This window comes from Desulfoluna sp. HI9BLuna (assembly GCF_056829775.1).
Map to the genome: position 1 here is coordinate 4,675,108 of NZ_CP186555.1, position 16,381 is coordinate 4,691,488.

Sequence of the window (16,381 nt, forward strand, 5' to 3'; positions counted from 1 at the left end):
TTACAGATCCGCAAGGGCAATGGATTTGCCCGTGCGTTCCACGGGTTGGGCCGTTCCCGCAATCCAGCCCGCCTCGGTGACGGCGGCGACCAGCTCATCCGGGCTCGTGGTGAGGCGGTTGTAGCAGATGATCAGGGTGGCTTCCGGGGCGTCTGCTGCTTCTGTGGGAAGGGGCTCCCCTGTTTCGTCCATGAGCACGTCCTCAACCCCGGGAAGGGCGGTGAGCCTGCGGAGCAGGTCGCTTCGTCGGGGGGGGGGCGCTGCGTTGCCGGAGCCCATGGGGATGCGCACCGTGCGAAAGGGGCCGTCGCCCATGAGTTCCAGGGGGGAGAGGAACTCGGGGTTGGCGTCGGCGATGTGCCACCAGAGCTGCGGAGTGCGGTAGCAGGTCCAGGAGAGATGGTCCAGGCGGTCTGCGTCGGTGAGGGTGTGGCGAACGGTGCCGGTGGTGACCGGGGTGAGGCGAAGGGACACGGACGAGAGCTTTCGGCCCCTGGCGTCCGGGACCACCTCTGTCTCCTGATTTTTGTACCTCGAATGCTTGAAAAACATGGATTATCCCGGGATGACCACGTCGGTGATGCTGGCGATGTTGGCCAGGTTCAGGGCGGACATCACCTCTTTCATGGCCTTGGTATAGGTGAAGACCGGGTTGGGCCCCTCAATGACGGTGAGGGAGACGGAGAGGGTGGCCCGGATTGGGTTGAGGTCGGTGCTGAACTCGGTCTCGGTGATGTTCATGCTGTTGATGTTGACGGGCAGGACCCGTTTTCGTCCCCAGATAAACAGGATCATGGGGGGATTTTCTCCCCGGGTGAACCGGAAGCCCAGGTCCGAGGCAAAGAAGCTCTCTTTTTTTGGGTAGAGCATGAGTTCCAGGGAGGAGAGCTGGGGCATGATCCCGAACTGGCTGGCCAGGGGGTCTCCCTCGTCCAGCTTTTCCGTGGCGTCCAGGCGCATCTCAAACTGGATGGTCTCCTCCTGGACCGTCACCTTCTGGTCCCGCTGAAGCTCCAAAAGGTCCGCGTAGGTGTCCTGTTGGTGGAACTGCCTCAGGGAGGGACCGGCTGCGGTGGTGCCTCCGGTTGCGGCATTTCCTGTTGGGGGAGACGCGGCTCCGGGGCCGGAGAAGGTGAGGGTTCGGTTCCGTTTCAGGTCCACGGGGTTGAACTGAAAGGGCACGATAAGGGGAGGAATGCTTAAGCCGAACTCCACAAAGGCCCCGCGCAGGATCTTGGGTGTGTTGGGAAATCCGCCGCTCATTGCTCGGCCTCATCGGTCCAGAGTTTGCCCATTTTTTCGAACTCACGCCTGACGCCGTGGAGGATGTGGCGTGTGGCGATGGCTTCATCTGCTTCGGCTGCTAGAAAAGCGCTGTTCAGGACAATGTTCTTGATGGTGCCCCCGGATACCTCAAACCTGCGGGCCAGGCCCTCAAAATCAAGGGGCTCGGCCAGGGGGGCGCTTTCCGGCACATGGTTTCTCCAGATTTTTTCCCTGAGGCCTGCATCGGGAAAAGGGAACTCCACGATAAAGCGCAGCCTGCGCGTAAAGGCCTCGTCCATGTTGGAACGGAAGTTGGAGGCCAGGATCACCACCCCTTCGTACTCTTCCATTTTTTGGAGGAGGTAGCTCGTTTCGATGTTGGCGTATCGGTCGTGGGCGTCTTTGAGTTCCGTGCGTTTGCCGAAGATGGCGTCGGCTTCGTCAAAAAAGAGGATGGCGTGGCTTTTTTCCGCTTCCCGGAAGATGGTGGCCAGGTTTTTTTCGGTTTCTCCGATGTATTTGCTCACCACGCCGGAGAGGTCGATTTTGTAGAGGGAGAGCTGAAGGTCCCGGGCGATGACCTGGGCGGCCATGGTTTTTCCCGTGCCCGGAGGACCGGAGAACAGGACGCTCAGACCTTTGCCGCTGTGCACCCTGGTGTCGAATCCCCAGTCGGAGAACACACGCTCCTTGTGTTTGACCTGGGCGCAGATTTCGTGGAGGAGCGCGGTTTTTTCCTTGGGCAGGACAAGGTCATCCCAGGACGAGCCTGGTTTGACATGGACGGAGAGGGCCGCCAGCCTGTCGCCGGACTGCTGCCTGCATCCGGCAAAGAGGTCGGGCAGGGTCAGGGGGGCCTCCGGGCTGTTCATGCGGGACTGCATCTCGGCAAACCGGGCGGCATCCCGGATCTGCCCGGGGGGCAGTGCGAACCACCGGGCAAGAAGGGCGGACCACGGACCTCGGTTTTCAGGGGCATTTTCCTCAAGGGCCCGCTGCCAGGCCGTTTCCCGCAGGGGCACGGGGGGGATGGGCAGGGCCAGGGACGCAAAGGGGAGGCCTTCAAGGGCTGCTTCGTGGGTCCAGGGGGCTTCCCCTGCCATAAAAACAGGCGATGCGAATTCGGTGATCCGTTGGGCGATTTTTTTTAGAAAGGACAGGGCCTCATCCGAGGAGAGGAGGGCCTGCATGTTGTCCAGAAGCAGAAGGGCCCCGGTGAGAAGGCCTTCTCGAAAAGCCAGCCACATGAGGTGGTCTGATTCCGGGGTGGCTGGGGCCACAAGGGAGAGATCGACACGGAGCATGGGGCAGCCCAGTTCCCGGCAGACGGATCGGGCAAGGTGTCTCTTTTCGGCCCCCTTTGGGCCGTGGAGGTAGAGGACAGATGGGGTGCCCGCCTGCCTGCCCATGAGGTGGAGGGCCCGGGCCTTGACGTGGGGCGGGACCAGCACGCGATCTATAGGGTCTCCCTGTTCTTCGATTCGGGCAAATGCGTGGATGCGGGGATCCGGTGCGTTGTGGCCCAGGAGAAAACCGGTGATGCGGCGGTCGATCCGGAGGAAGGTGGCCAGGTCGCTGGCGCCCGAGGGGCTGTGGGGGTCTTCCACCGGTTGCAGGATGCCCCGCTGCAGGAGACGGGACTCCCGGGAGACGATGGCCCTTAAGCTCCATTTTTGGGCCGGGGTGCGGCAGAGCAGGGAGAGGATCAGGTCCATGCTGGGCCGCTTGCGGGTGATGTCGTCCTGGAGGTAGGCGAAGAGGGTGTCGTATTTTCGGTCAAGCTCCGGGGCCAGGCAGATCATCACCGCCTGCATCTCGATGGGGGAGAGGTCGTAGAGCCCGGCAAGGAGGGGCAGTGCCAGCGGGATGTTCCGGTCAAGGCTCGCCGACACCTTTCGGGCGATCTCCTGCCCCATCTTTTCCAGGTGGCCCGATAGACCGGAGAGGTCGGGGGCGCTCTCCGAAGGGACGCTTTCTTCTGCGAGGAGTCGGTCCACGTGGGTGTCGGAGATGTAAAGGCCCATGCTTGACTGGGCATCCCCCGGGTCTTTGAAGGCTTCATGGCCGTGCCTCAGGGTGAGGACCCCATGGCGGATAAGAAGATCCAGACGCCTGAGTTCATCTGCCAGGTGGTCTGCGTTCCTGGCGTAACCGGTGTCCTCCGGGTGGGGTGATGATGCTGTCCCTGATATGGGGGCGGCACCTTGGATAATCACGCCGTCACCTCGAAAAAGAGGGTTTTCCGGCAGAGATGGGAGATGTCGATGCGCATCTCGTAGAAACCGGGTGACAGGTCCGCCGGGATGGTGACCGGAAAGGCGTCGGAGGCCAGAGGGGTACCGGGGTCGATGGCCCTTCGCATGACCGAGACATAGGCCCTCCAGCCCGCAAGGTGCCTGCCGGTGACCGTGACCACGGTTCCTGCCGGCGCGGCCGCGGGGGTGATGCCCGTGACCTCGGGGGGATGAAAGGGGGCTTTTACTTCGGGGACTCCCACGCGAAGGACGCGCTTGCCCACGGTGCGCTCCCGGGTTGCGGGCATGTCGATCTGCACCACCGAGACCTCATAAGCCACGGAGAGGCGGTAGGGCTGGGCAAAGGTGCTCCAGATGGAGCCCATGGACTCCAGGTCCACAGGCTCCTGCCGGATGGTGATCTGCTCCCGGGCGCTTTCAAGGCCCTGGCTGAGGTAAGGGGCGGGCACCACGGGGTTGGCGTGGAAGACCCGCATGGCTTCCCCCAGGATTTTGTGGGCGTGGACGTTGCCGGTCTGGGGATCGGTGAGGGCCTTGGGTGTCATGAGGTAGAACAGGTGCAGGGACAACGGGGGCGGCACAAGCCGGGCCGGGTCGTTGGCCCGGGGTTGCCAGTCCAGGTTCTTAAGGGACGGGCTCTCTTCTACGCGGTAGAGAAAGAGGTTCACGCGCCTGTCGCTGCCGGGCTCGTCCGGGGCAAGGAGGGTGACCCCGACTTCCGGGGTGAGGGTCATCTCCCCGAGCAACAGGTTGCGCAGGGACTCGCTGACCATGCCTATGGCGGTGGATTTACTCACGGTCCTCCAGGGTTATCGGATCATGTTCAACAGGGCCCGGCGTGTCCCATGGCTTCGCTGCCAGGTGGCTGCCCGGTTGGGGCCCTTTGGTGCCGCAGGCGCCTGTACCATGATGATTCGGGTGACGGGTGGCGGTTCCATGGGGGGCTCTTGCGGGGCCTTTGGGGCCGGAGTGACGGAGGCCTCTTGCCGGTGCACCGGTGCCGGGGGCCCTGGGGCGGTGAGGCCGGGGAAGAGCCGACGCAGGCGATCCATGGGCGCTTCGTTGTCTCCTGAGGGGGTGGCGGGCACCGGGGCGTGTGGGGGAGGGGAAAGTTCCCCGCACGCCCCATGGACCGGTGGCCGGATAGGGGCTTCCGGTGTGCCCGCCGTGTCTGTGTGCTGTTTTGCCGGGGGGGCAGAGGCAAGCAGCGACGCTGTTTTTTTTAACGGGGTTTTTTCTGCATCCGTCTTAGGAACCGGCGGCTCCGTGAATGTGTCCCCACAAGGCATGGGGGATGGGGCCAGCCTCTTGCCCTGAACTGTCGGTGCGTCCGATTGCGGGATGGCTGTTTCGGGTCGAAGGGATGGGCTGGGATTTATTGTGACGGAGGCGTCGGCGGCCTCGGGCCCGGTGTGGTGGAGCGGGGCGGGCCCTTCATTACATGGGCTTGGCCCTGGGGCTGACGGGGTGAGGCCACCTGTGGCGTCCATGTGTGGGAGGCGCTCACTATGGAAGGCCCTGTCGTCCGGTTGCGGTGTGACCACTTTTTGTTCGGGCGTCGCCGCCCGGTGGCGAGGGGTTTGTGTCCTGGGTGCCTCCATGCCCGTCACCGGTGCGGATGGCTCCGGGGCGGTGGAGGGGATTCTCGTTTCAACCCGCTCCCCATGGCGGGGAGAGGTGCTCTCTTCACCGTGGGAGGAAGGGCTTGCCTCGAAGGTTTCGTGGGTCTCAATGGGGGGCTCCCGGAAATGCGTGGCGACGTGTTCCAGGGGGGCCGGTGGTTCGGGCTCTGACCCTTGACGGCCCGGGAGGGCATCTTCGTACCTGAAGGTACCCGGGGGGGCAATAAGGCGGCCCTGGGTTGTGGGAAGTGTGGGGTCGGGCAGCCCGAGGAGTGCATGGACCCGGTGGGCCGGAGGTTCAGATTTCTGGGGTGTCGGAGCCTGAGAAGCGCGCCTTTCCCGGGTGGGCGAATCAGCCTGCATGATGGGTTCGTTCCACGGCCTCGGACAGGATATCGATGTACCTTCGCCGGTCTGTGCGGGTCATGCCGAGGATCTCTTTTTCGCTCCAGTGGTAGTGGTAGGCCAGGTAGTGCACCTCCTGAAAGAGGAGGTCGAGGCGGGTGCCCATCTCTTTGAGCACAAAGGCCTGGAGGTCGAAGGCCACGGAGAAGTTCCGTCGGCATTCGGGGCAGAAGGCCTCCATGGTGGTGACCACCTTGGGGCCAAGGCGGTCCATGGCCTCTTCAATACAGCTCTTGGCCTGCTGGGATAGGGCGTCGATCTCATGCCGGTCCGGGGCGTTGCCGTGGGGGGCCATGGAACGAATACAGCGGGTCAGGAGCAGGGTGGCTGCCAGCACATCGTTTTCCGCTGCCAGGTGGGCGAGGTGCTCCTGGTCCTCGCCGTTGGGTAGCCTGAAGGTGACGGTGCGGGAACCATTGGTTTCGGCCGGGAGTTTCAGGGTCATGTAGCGGTGCGCCTGGGGGGCCCGGATTACGGGGACGGTGTCCGTGGTGAACTCAATGTCCAGGCGTTCCCCGCAGTCGGGTCGGGAGCAGCGGGTGGTGACGTGCACCCGGGGGCCGAAGGAGATCTCCCGAAGCTTCAGGAGGAGAAACTGCCGGTCCCCCACCAGGAGGCGGCGGGTGTGTGCGTCTGTGACCTTGTCCAGGGTGCCCATGCGCCGGATGCAGGCGGCGAGAATCTCTGTGACACGGGCGTCCGGCGAGGCCTCTTTCTGTTGTGCCAGGGCTTTTTCCTGGGCACCTGTCAGGGGGCCCAGGATCACCTCCCGGTGGATGCTTCCGTCTTCGTCCACATAGCCGCCGGGCAGCTCACAGGCAACGGTTTCCATGGGGCGTTACGCTTCCGAAGGCTCGGCAACGGAGGTGTCCCGTTCCCACCCTTCGTTTTCCAGCTTGATGGTGCGGATCATCACGGCGTCGCCCCCGGCGTCAAGCTCGGGCAGGGCCTGGTACTCGGAGACCCAGCAGCGATACACCTTGTAGGAGAGCACCTTGGTGCCCTGCATGTTGAAGACGTCGATGACCACGTCCTTGCGGAAATTCTTCAGGGACATGGAGGCGTCCCCCTGGAAGTTGTTGACGAGGTTGGCCCACTCCTCAAAGGTGGTGTCGTGGGTGATGCCCGCTTCCAGGGTGATGCTCTCGTAGGAGGTTTTGCCGGGGAGCTTTCTGCCGGAGCTGGGGTCGCCGCCCTCTCGCCAGTCCGTCACCGCGGTGGTCTTCTTCAAGGGGCTGCACTTGCTGAGGCCTGCGATGTACTTTCCGTCCCATTTCACCTTGAATTTAAAGTTGCGGTACGGGTCAAACCGGTGGGTGTTTACAGTGAACTGTGCCATGGGGGATCTCCCGTTGGATAGGTGTCGGAGGTTGAGCTATCGTTGCCCTGCGGCCTGGCTGAGTTTGACCACCACGAACTCCGCGGGCTTGAGGGGGGCAAAGCCCACCAGCACGTTGACGACGCCCCGGTCGATGTCGGCCTGGGTGGTGGTTTCGCCGTCGCATTTGACAAAGAAGGCCTTGGACGGCGTGGCGCCCTGGAAGGCACCCTGGCGGAAGAGGGTCATCATGAAGGAGTTGATGTTCAGGCGGATCTGGGACCAGAGCTCTTCGTCGTTGGGCTCGAAGACGGTCCACTGGATGCCGTTGTAGATGCTTACCCTGAGCATCATGGCCATGCGCCGAACCGGGATGTATCGATACTCCGCATCGGAACTCAGGGTGCGGGCACCCCAGAGGACGATGCCGGAGCCCGGGAACTTTCGGATGACGCAGACGCTCTTCTTGTGCTTGTTGAGGTTGCCCTGCTGGGGATCCGTGAGGTCGGCGGCAAGGCCCACGGCGCCGCTGAGCATGGCCTCGGTTCCGGCCGGGGCTTTCCAGACGCCCCGTTTGGCGTCTGTGCGGGAGTAGATGCCCGCCACGTAGCCGGACGGGGGCACGGTGATGGGTTCGGGGCTGAGCCCGGTGGGGTCCAGGGCTTTGAGCCAGGGGAAATACACGGCTCCAAAGGAGTTGGGGGTGTTGATGGCGTTTCTGTAAGCCATGGCGCCTTCAAGGGTGGTGGTCTCGATGTTCATGTCCGCGATGTAAAAGCAGTCGCTTAACGGGCGGTTCCGGCAGTAAGCCATGCCTGCGTCGGCCACGGCCGGTGTGCCGATGCCCGGGATGGCGATGAGGCTGACGTCCAGGACGGTGTCCAGCCAGTTCAGGGCATTGATGTAGTCGATGTCGTTCAGCGGGAGGGTACCGTCGGTGCCCGGACGGATGGCGGTGACTGCACCGGACACGGTGTCGTCCCCCAGGAGGTAGGGGGCATCCGGGGCGGTGTTTTGGGGGCGCATGGCCGAGGACCCCTCCACCTCGATGCCTCCGTTGCGCGTGCCGAGGCGGAGGGCGGCCGAGGCATTGGTCAGGGGATCGGGCCCGTCGACGATCTCCACCCGGGAGTCCGCCGAGGTGTGGCCGGAGGTGATGCGAATCCGGTCGGTCTGTTCCACGGAGACCGTCACCTGGTAGGCGTCTGCCGGGGTGGAGTCCCTTAAGGGGACCAGGGCCCGCAGGGCGGCTTGCATGGCCGCGGCAACGGCGGACAGGTCCGTGAGATCGACTTCTTCCAGGGATTCGGTGAGGTCCACGGTGCGGTACCCGTCGTTGTGGATGTTGATGCCGATCTGGCGCTGGTTTTCCCCCAGCAGGGTGCCTTCGGCAATGGCACCGCCCTGACTGTAGCCCGGGATCTGGTTGCTGTTGGCCTCGTTGACGGCCACCCGGAGCACGCCGGACCGGGCATTCACCGCGGTTTGCACGTATTGCGGCGAGGCCGGGTTCATGGAGAGGTCTTCATGGGTTTCGAGCCGTACGGCCGGGCCGTCCGGGATGTCGTTGTCCCGGTAGATGGCGAGGGTGAAGGCATTGAGGGGATCGTCGGAGGCGTCGCTGTCCACGACAACCATGAGCCGGTTTCCCCAGGCCCCCGGGGAGACGGCGGAAAAGGTGAGGCTCGCCTGGGCCGTGGTGCCCCGGTCCTGGACCGTGACTCCGGCGGTATCGGCACCTGCCGCCACCCTGCCCACATAGCACTGGCTTCCTCCGTTGTTGAAGAACTGGTAGACGGCGTGGGCAAGGAAATACCCTTTCATGAAGCCGCCGTAGGTGGCCTGGAATTCGGTGAAGTTAAAGATCTTTTTTACGGACCCGATGGGGCCCTGCTCGGCGACGCCGAAAAAAGCCGCCGTTGAGGTGCCCGCTGTTTCGATGGGCTTGACACCGCTGGACACCTCTTCCATGTAAACACCTGGATACGTCAATACTGCCATGGGATTCCTCCTGAAGTGAAAGCGTAGGGAGCTCGGACGGAGTGGGGGGCTGCTGGACCATGCGACGGCTGTGGCCGGGCATAGCTCCGCCTCCTGGGCTACATGCAAGGGAGCCCTGTCAGGCAACGAGGTCGGCTATATGAAAAAAGACCCGTGAAAAGCGCCTTGGTGTGATGGATCGGGGCTTGAGAACGTATGCGGTCAGTGGATTCGTATCGCCCCGTGCGATTCTCCCCGACGGGTGTCGCGGTTTATGAATCATGGGGTTCATGACCGCTGCCATGTGCACAGGCAGGCCGGAATGCGGGCGAGCCCTTTGGTGATGCCATCAATGAGCGATTTTAAGACAAAAAAGAAGTAGGCATGTAAGACGTGTACAACTTCTCATATGCGAGAAGTGTCTATTGTCTATAGTCGCGGTTAGAGAGGATGTCAAGCGGCATTTGGCGTCAGTGAGTCAAAATTAAGTTGTCGAGTAATCAGCGTTTTTTTTGCGCAGGCTTTCCGGGAAGGCCGTTTGGGTAGGAAAGGGCTGAGTCGCCTGGAAGGGGATGTCATGCCGGGGGGAGACGGGGGGTGCTCTTTTACGATTCGCAGGGGCGATGGGGACGTCATTGCTTCGCAAGGCGTCAATACGAGACGCTGTCTTTTTTTCCGTTGGGGGGGTATGATATGCGGGAGCACGAAAAACCAGAACACAGGCCTGCGGGCGATGCCGGAAGGCCGGGTGGCCAACGCCCATGGAGAACGGGGGAGATGCGATGTACGGACTGATGAAATGCCTTGGCATTCTGTGTGCCGGAAGTCTCGTGATGCTTCTCGTGGCCGCTGTCTGGGTGTATCGGGGCGGGGAGCGTTTTGAGGCGGTGGCCTCGGCCAGCCTCACCGCCGGAGAGGGGCCTTCCCTTTCGCCCGGCCAGAGCCTTAAGGTCATGAGCTGGAACGTGCAGTATTTTGCCGGGAAGAACTATGTGTTTTACTATGATCTTCCCGGGTTTTCCGGGCCGGACAAACGTCCGTCACCACAGGATATGAACGCCACCTTTGCCGAAGCGGCCCGTGTCGTGGATGATGAATCCCCGGATATCCTCCTGCTCCAGGAGGTGGACCACGGGGCTTCCCGTACCGACGGACAGGACCAGGCCGCGAGGCTGGAGAACCTGTTAAAGACCCGTTACCCTTTCAAGGCCGAGGCCTTTTACTGGAAAGCCCGCTTTGTACCCCACCCGAAGATCATGGGGGCTGTGGGCATGAAGCTGGTGATTTTTTCTCGCTACCGCATGGAGGTCCCCGTTCGCATCGCCCTGCCCGGGGCTGGGGGGAATTTTTTCACCGAACGCCTCAATCTCCAGCGGTGCCTGCTGACCGCCGAACTTCCCGTTGCGGGCGGGGGGCGCCTGGCCCTGATCAATCTTCACCTGGAGGCTTTTCCGGTAACACCGGACCTCCTTGCCCGCCAGCTTGGTGCCCTGGAGCATGTGATCCATGTGTTCGAGCGGCAGGGTGCCCCCGTCATTTCAGGGGGGGACTTCAACCTGCTTCCCCCGGGCCAGTACGAGATCCTTGACGAGGAGCAGCGGGTCCTGTTCAACCCGGAAGGGGAGATGACGCCCCTGTTCAGCCGGTACACGGTGATTCCCGGCCTTGACGACACCGACCCCGGAGGGGCGTCTCCCCACTTCACCCACTTCCCCAACGACCCCGGCGTCTCCGCACCCGACCGGACCCTGGATTACCTGGTGTGCTCAAGAGAGCTTGCCGTGACATCGGCCCGGGTCCGGTCCGAAGATACCCTCCATATCTCCGATCATCTTCCCGTGGTGGCGACTCTGACGGTCCCGGAGCAGGACTAACATCGCTTTGCAAGCATTCCGTTGTTTTCCATAAAAAAACCCCTGTTGCAGTCCACATAACTCGCAACAGGGGGCTTGGGGTGCCGGTGTGTTGAAACGGATCAGGTGCCGGTGAATTTGGGGGCACGTTTTTCGCCCATGGCGGTCACCGCTTCCATGAGGTCGTTGGAGGGGACGATGTTGCCGCTGATGGCGGCCACGTAGTTCAGGCCTTCGTCGATCTGGGAGGCGATGGCGTTGTTGAGGACGTCCTTGGATGCCTGCACCGCGATGGGGGCGGCGCCCAGAATCTCCTCGGCCAGGGCGCGGGCACCGGCGTACAGGGCGTCGACGTCTTCGAAGACCTCATTGACGAGGCTCACGTCGCGGGCCCTTGAGGCATCGATGAACTTGGCGGTGAAGGCCATCTCCCGGGCAACACCCTGTCCCACGATGAGGGGCAGGCGCTGGAGGACGCCCATGTCCGCCACCATACCCACGGCAGCTTCCCTCAGGGAGAAGGTGGCGTCGGCAGAAGCCAGGCGGATGTCGCAGGCGCAGATGAGGTCCAGGCCGCCGCCGATGCACTTGCCCTGCACCGCGGCGATGACGGGCTTGCGGATCCGCTCGATGACGGTGAGGCCGTCCTGCATAAGCTTGAGTTTGCTGAGCAGGGGCCATTTCACGCCCCCTTTCTGCTCGGGGTCGAGGAGTTCGGGGAGCATGCCGATGATCTCAAAGAGGTCGATGCCCGCACAGAAGTCTTTTCCCTTGCCCGCCACGATAATGACCCGGACCTCCGGGTCTTCGTCCAGCTCTTTGAACACCCCCACGCTGTCAACCCAGGCAGGCGGGTTCATGGCGTTTTTCTTGTCCGGCCGGTTGAGCCACACCGTGGCGATGGGCCCCTCTTTTTCCACCAGATAGTAGTCGCTTTGCATTGTACTCTCTCCTTATATGATTCGAGTCCCTGTGGAACTTTTTACCCTTTGCTGAACCGCGATACGGGGTGGTTGAGTTGTTTATGTTGCATACTACATAATGACCTGCCAAGTCAATCTGACTTGTGGTGGCGGTGTTTTAATGTGGGAAAGCTCTAAAATTCGATACTAAATGGGTGTGTGGTGACTGGGTGCGGTTATGCGGTGGGGTGGAGAGATATGTTGTAGACGTAGTTTTTTGTCGGGCCAGACAGGTGGGGACGGTGGGGCGTTTTTGAAAACGACCCACCGAAGGCTCAGTTCCCGGCATCCAGCTGAAGGGCGGCAAGGAACCCGCCGTGGATGGCGTGGTTGAATTTTCCGGGTGCCAGGCCGTCTCCAATGACGGTGAAGGGGACGCCGAGGCCGGGCAGGGCGGACGAAAGGGCGGTCACGGACCGGGAGCCCGTGGCCAGGATGACGGTGTCGAAATTTTCAGTCTGCTCGGTTTTGCCGTCGTCCCAGCAGATTTGCTCCCTTGACAGCCTGGTCACGGTGGCACTGGTGATGAGCCGAACCCCGTAGCGTTTGAGGTTGTCCATCATGATCCACCGGGTGGAGCGGCCCATGTCTCCTCCGGCCCGGGGGGCCATTTCAAAGACCGTGACCCGGTGGTTGCCGGTGAAAAGCCCTTTTTTGAGCCGATCCGGTGGGGCCGCGTCGTGGGCCGCGAGGAAGTGGAACATCTCCGGGGAGAGGGTGCCCTTGACGGCAATGTGCAGAGCGGTTTCAAGGCCCACGGCGCCTCCGCCGACGATGGCAACAGTTTTGCCGAGGGGGCGGTCTTTTTTCAGGACATCCCATGATGAGAGGATTTTATCGTTTTGGGCCCCGGGGATGGGGGGCCGGGTGGGTTCGGCCCCTTCGGCCACGAAGACATGGTCGGGGCACTCCTGCCGGATCAGCTCCGGGGTCACCGGGCAGGAGAGGGTGACGGCGACCTTGTGTCGGGCCAGCATGGCACGGTAGTAGCGGATGTATTCCAGGAGCTCTTCCTTGTGGGGCGGGGTGGCGGCCAGGCTGATCTGGCCGCCGATGGTGTCCCCAGCCTCAAAGAGATGCACGTGGTGGCCCATCTGTGCGGCGGTGACCGCGGCTTCCAGTCCTGCAGGGCCTGCCCCTGCCACCATCACCTTTTTTGGGGCGGTGGTGGGCCGGACAATGCGCTCGGCTTCGTATCCGGCCCGGGGGTTGCCGATGCAGGTGACGGGCATGCCGCTGAAGATCTCGTCGGTGCAGCCCTGGGAGCAGGCCACACAGGGGCGGATTTCGTCGACGCGTCCTTGAAGGGCCTTCGCGGGCCAGAAGGGGTCGGCGATGAGGACCCGTCCCAAGTTTACCATGTCGCAGTAACCGTCGTTCAAGAGTCGCTCGGCGTTCATGGGGGTGGTGATGCGGTTGGAGGCCATGACGGGAACAGAGACCGCCTTGCGGACCGTGGCGGCCAGGTAGGCGTAGCCGGTGCGGGGCAGCTCCATGGGGAGCTGGGGGACCTTGGACTCGTGCCAGCCGCCGGTGACGTTGATGAGGTTTACGCCACTTTTTTCATAGGCCCGGGCAATGGCAGGGGTCACCTCGTCGGTGTTGCTCATTGGGACGAAGTCGTTGCCTGCCATGCGAACGGACAGAGGAAACCCTTCCCCCACGGCCTGCCTGCAGGCGGCGACCACCTCCGTGGGAAACCGGAGCCGGTTTTCAACGCTTCCTCCGTAGTCGTCGGTGCGTTTGTTGGTCTTGGGGGAGAGGAACTGGGTGAGGAGGTACCCTGCCGATGCGATGATCTCCACGCCGTCAAAGCCTGCCTTTACGGCCCGTGCCGCCGCGTCTGCAAAGGCCTGTCGCACCGTGTGGATGTCGTCGGGGCTCATCTCCCGGGGGGTGGTCTTGGAGTAAGGGGAGTAGACGGCGGAGGGAGCCATGGGGGCCTCACCGTTGATGAGCAGGGGGTGGGTGTAGGCACCGGCATGGAAAAGCTGGGTCCAGGGGGAACCTCCACGGGCCCGGATGGCATCGGTGACCCGGAGAAAGTCCGGGATGGCTTCGTCCGTGTCCAGGCCGAGGACCGCCAGGCCGGATCCGATGAAGTCCACGCCCACGGGCCCCACGGTGACGATGCCTGCACCGCCCCGGGCGATTTCGGTAAAGTAGTTTACGTACCGGTCGTTTAACTTGCGGTCCCAGCTGTAGAGAAGGCCGAGGGACGGATAGGCGATGCGGTTTTTAACGGTGAGCGAGTTGATTGCGATGGGCGAGAACAGGGTGTCAAACATCGAGCCTCCTTGGCATGGGATATTCCGTAAGAGAAACCGAACGACGTTCCGTTGACGACGACATGGGTGCCTGGCGGGAAGATTCTCAAACCGGGCGCGTTTTTCGGTAAAATGCGTTTCGGAAAAAACGATGAGTGATGCGTGTGTTCCTGCGATGCACGGGCCGGGGAAACTGATGGACCCGATGAAAACGGTCTCAGCCTATCACGGGTTTTTCGGTTTTGTCCACAGGGAGTCAACCCTTTGGGACAAAACGACTTTCTGATGGGGTGAGGTGGTGTATAATGGGGGCTAAGGGCTAAGGGCTAAGGGCTAAGGGCTAAGGGCTAAGGGCTCAAGGCTCAAGGCTCAAGGCTCAAGGCTAAAGGCTAAAGGCTAAAGGGTAAAGGGTAAAGGGTAAGGGCTGGCGGGGGTGATGAGAGACCATTGAACCCAGGGAGTGAATTATGGATGAACGTCCGTTGATTTTGCTGACCGGAGCCACGGGGTATGTGGGGGGGCGCCTGCTTCGCGTCCTCGAAGGGGAGGGGTTTCGGGTGCGGTGCCTGGCGAGGCGCGCGGCTTTTCTGAAGCACCGAACGGCGGAAGGCACCGAGGTGGCCAAGGGAGATGTCTTTGATGTGGCCTCCCTGGACCAGGCAATGGAGGGTGTTCACACGGCCCTGTACCTGATTCATTCCATGGGTGCCACAGGGGCCTTTGAGGAGATGGACCGGAAGGCGGCCACGAATTTTGTGGGGGCTGCCCAGCGTGCCGGTGTCCGGAAGCTTATTTACCTGGGGGGGCTGGGGGAAGGGCCGAACCTGTCGGCCCACCTTCGAAGTCGCCAGGAGGTGGGCAGGATTTTCAGGCGCTCTTCGGTTCCCACGCTTGAATTTCGGGCTTCCATCGTGATTGGTTCGGGGAGCCTCTCCTTTGAACTGGTACGGGCACTTACCGAGCGGCTTCCCGTGATGATCCTGCCCCGCTGGGTCAAGGTGATGGCTCAGCCCATCGGCATCGAAGACCTGATCCGGTACCTTACGGAATCCGTGACCCTGCCTCTGTCCGAGAGCCGCGTCGTGGAGGTGGGGGGCTCCGAGCCTCTCTCCTATCAGGACCTCATGGAGGCCTACGCAACGGAGAGGGGGCTCTCCCGACTCATGATCCCCGTCCCCATCCTCACCCCGGGGGTGAGCAGTCTCTGGCTGGGGCTGGTGACCCCTGTTTACGCCCGGGTGGGGAAAAAGCTCATCGAGGGGGTGAAAAACCAGACCGTGGTGCATGACCCGTCTGCCCGGGAGCTGTTCAGCGTGGTGCCCATCAGCGCCCGGGAGGCGATCCGGCGGGCCCTGATGAACGAGGAGCGGGCCTTTGCCGAGAGTCGGTGGACCGACGCGGTCTCTTCGGCGGGGGGCAAGCCGCCGGGGCCGGAGACCTCCTGGATGGGGGCCCGGTACATTGACCAGCGGAGTCGCCGGGTGAGCACCACCCCGGGCCGGGCCTTCTCCTCCATTGCCCGCATCGGGGGGCGAAACGGCTGGTACGCCTTTAATTTTCTCTGGCGGGTCCGCGGTGCCGTGGACTATTGGATGGGCGGGGTCGGGGTGAGGCGCGGGCGGCCCCACCGGCGGGAGCTCCGAAGCGGAGACCACCTTGATTTCTGGCGGGTGGAGCGGTTTGAAGAGGGCCAGCTCCTGCGGCTGATTTCGGAGATGAAGCTGCCCGGGAAGGCGTGGCTGGAGTTTGAGGTGAAGACCGAAGGCGACCGGGTGTGGATCCACCAGACCGCGATTTTCTACCCTTCGGGCTTTCTGGGGCGTCTTTACTGGATTGCTGTCAAACCTTTCCATGAGCTGGTGTTCCAGGGAATGATTCGCAACATGGTGCGCTGGGCCGAAGCCGAGGTGGACTCTCCCTTTGTAAGGGAACGTCGTCGCTTTCGGGGGCTCAAGGGGTGAGGTTCGTTTGTCAAACCCAACGGTAACCCTACAGATCAAGTAAGCCTTCCTTGGAGTCGTCTTTCCCCATTCAAAGGCAACTGAATAGCTGCATCCAACGCATAAACCGGGCGAACGTTTGGCCACCGGCAGCTTGTATGGGCCGAATCGACAGGATGAGACCAAGGCAAACCGTGACGCGCAGCCCGATGTTGGAACGGTGATCAGGGCCTTGTTTTCGGTGGCGGGATCCGTATGCGGATCTCCTTGCCTTCCCGTTATCAGGGGTAGAGGTTCTGCAGGGGCTGTGGTATGTGATAAGTTTCAATCGGCAGGCCCTCTTTTCTGGGCCGGTTTGATCACGGTCCCGTTGCTTTTGGTTTTTATTTTGACGGCCTTCGGAAAAAGTCGACCACGCGGTGCCTGCGGGCATCCGGGACATACGGGCTGGCGGCAGCGACAAGGCGGGACGGGGAATGTCGCGTGCGGCGCCGACTTTTTTTCGCCGGCATT

The 16,381-nt window shown here is 62.5% G+C and carries 12 protein-coding genes; 2 read left to right on the forward strand and 10 right to left on the reverse strand.

Annotated elements, in window-relative coordinates; all coding sequences use genetic code 11:
• From ACOYW0_RS19165 to ACOYW0_RS19200, 8 genes are all read right to left on the reverse strand, one after another.
• Entirely contained in the window at positions 1–552 is a 552-nt protein-coding gene (locus ACOYW0_RS19165; RefSeq protein ID WP_482415388.1) for a hypothetical protein, read from the reverse strand.
• Positions 553–555: 3 nt separating this feature from the next.
• The gene (locus ACOYW0_RS19170; protein ID WP_482415389.1) at positions 556–1,263 is read right to left on the reverse strand and encodes a hypothetical protein; all 708 of its coding nucleotides are present in this window, start codon (positions 1,261–1,263) and stop codon (positions 556–558) included.
• The gene (locus ACOYW0_RS19175; protein ID WP_482415390.1) at positions 1,260–3,482 is read right to left on the reverse strand and encodes an AAA family ATPase; all 2,223 of its coding nucleotides are present in this window, start codon (positions 3,480–3,482) and stop codon (positions 1,260–1,262) included. The genes ACOYW0_RS19170 and ACOYW0_RS19175 overlap by 4 nt, the downstream gene beginning before the upstream one ends.
• On the reverse strand, positions 3,479–4,318 hold the full coding sequence (locus ACOYW0_RS19180) for a Pvc16 family protein (protein ID WP_482415391.1): 840 nt from the start codon (positions 4,316–4,318) through the stop codon (positions 3,479–3,481). Before ACOYW0_RS19180 ends, ACOYW0_RS19175 begins: the two co-directional genes overlap by 4 nt.
• A gap of 12 nt (positions 4,319–4,330) precedes the next feature.
• The gene (locus ACOYW0_RS19185; RefSeq protein WP_482415392.1) at positions 4,331–4,573 is read right to left on the reverse strand and encodes a hypothetical protein; all 243 of its coding nucleotides are present in this window, start codon (positions 4,571–4,573) and stop codon (positions 4,331–4,333) included.
• Positions 4,574–5,495: 922 nt separating this feature from the next.
• Positions 5,496–6,380 carry a T4 family baseplate hub assembly chaperone gene (locus ACOYW0_RS19190; RefSeq protein ID WP_482415393.1) on the reverse strand — a complete coding sequence of 295 codons (885 nt, stop codon included), beginning with the start codon at positions 6,378–6,380 and terminating at the stop codon, positions 5,496–5,498.
• 6 nt (positions 6,381–6,386) lie between these two features.
• A complete protein-coding gene (locus ACOYW0_RS19195) occupies positions 6,387–6,887 on the reverse strand; it encodes a phage tail protein (protein ID WP_180143868.1) in 501 nt (166 codons plus the stop codon).
• A 36-nt stretch (positions 6,888–6,923) separates the two neighbouring features.
• On the reverse strand, positions 6,924–8,867 hold the full coding sequence (locus tag ACOYW0_RS19200) for a phage tail sheath subtilisin-like domain-containing protein (RefSeq protein WP_482415394.1): 1,944 nt from the start codon (positions 8,865–8,867) through the stop codon (positions 6,924–6,926).
• 761 nt (positions 8,868–9,628) lie between these two features.
• On the opposite strand from ACOYW0_RS19200, the gene ACOYW0_RS19205 reads away from it, so the two are divergent.
• Complete coding sequence (locus ACOYW0_RS19205) at positions 9,629–10,720, forward strand: endonuclease/exonuclease/phosphatase family protein (RefSeq protein ID WP_482415395.1); 1,092 nt, start codon at positions 9,629–9,631, stop codon at positions 10,718–10,720.
• Positions 10,721–10,821: 101 nt separating this feature from the next.
• On the opposite strand, the gene ACOYW0_RS19210 is transcribed toward ACOYW0_RS19205, so the two are convergent.
• Positions 10,822–11,640, reverse strand: coding sequence for a crotonase/enoyl-CoA hydratase family protein (locus tag ACOYW0_RS19210; protein WP_180143862.1), 819 nt, complete (start codon positions 11,638–11,640; stop codon positions 10,822–10,824).
• A 296-nt stretch (positions 11,641–11,936) separates the two neighbouring features.
• Entirely contained in the window at positions 11,937–13,949 is a 2,013-nt protein-coding gene (locus ACOYW0_RS19215; RefSeq protein WP_482415396.1) for an oxidoreductase, read from the reverse strand.
• A gap of 446 nt (positions 13,950–14,395) precedes the next feature.
• Here ACOYW0_RS19215 and ACOYW0_RS19220 point away from each other — a divergent pair, with 446 nt between their 5' ends.
• On the forward strand, positions 14,396–15,889 hold the full coding sequence (locus ACOYW0_RS19220; protein ID WP_482415397.1) for an SDR family oxidoreductase: 1,494 nt from the start codon (positions 14,396–14,398) through the stop codon (positions 15,887–15,889).
• Positions 15,890–16,381: the final 492 nt, after the last annotated feature.

Coding starts and splice junctions, on each gene's coding strand:
- ACOYW0_RS19165 (WP_482415388.1), bottom strand. CDS start 552: ATGTTTTTCAAGCATTCGAGGTACAAAAATCAGGAGACAGAGGTGGTC.
- ACOYW0_RS19170 (WP_482415389.1), bottom strand. CDS start 1,263: ATGAGCGGCGGATTTCCCAACACACCCAAGATCCTGCGCGGGGCCTTT.
- ACOYW0_RS19185 (WP_482415392.1), bottom strand. CDS start 4,573: ATGGATCGCCTGCGTCGGCTCTTCCCCGGCCTCACCGCCCCAGGGCCC.
- ACOYW0_RS19190 (WP_482415393.1), bottom strand. CDS start 6,380: ATGGAAACCGTTGCCTGTGAGCTGCCCGGCGGCTATGTGGACGAAGAC.
- ACOYW0_RS19195 (WP_180143868.1), bottom strand. CDS start 6,887: ATGGCACAGTTCACTGTAAACACCCACCGGTTTGACCCGTACCGCAAC.
- ACOYW0_RS19200 (WP_482415394.1), bottom strand. CDS start 8,867: ATGGCAGTATTGACGTATCCAGGTGTTTACATGGAAGAGGTGTCCAGC.
- ACOYW0_RS19205 (WP_482415395.1), top strand. CDS start 9,629: ATGTACGGACTGATGAAATGCCTTGGCATTCTGTGTGCCGGAAGTCTC.
- ACOYW0_RS19210 (WP_180143862.1), bottom strand. CDS start 11,640: ATGCAAAGCGACTACTATCTGGTGGAAAAAGAGGGGCCCATCGCCACG.
- ACOYW0_RS19215 (WP_482415396.1), bottom strand. CDS start 13,949: ATGTTTGACACCCTGTTCTCGCCCATCGCAATCAACTCGCTCACCGTT.
- ACOYW0_RS19220 (WP_482415397.1), top strand. CDS start 14,396: ATGGATGAACGTCCGTTGATTTTGCTGACCGGAGCCACGGGGTATGTG.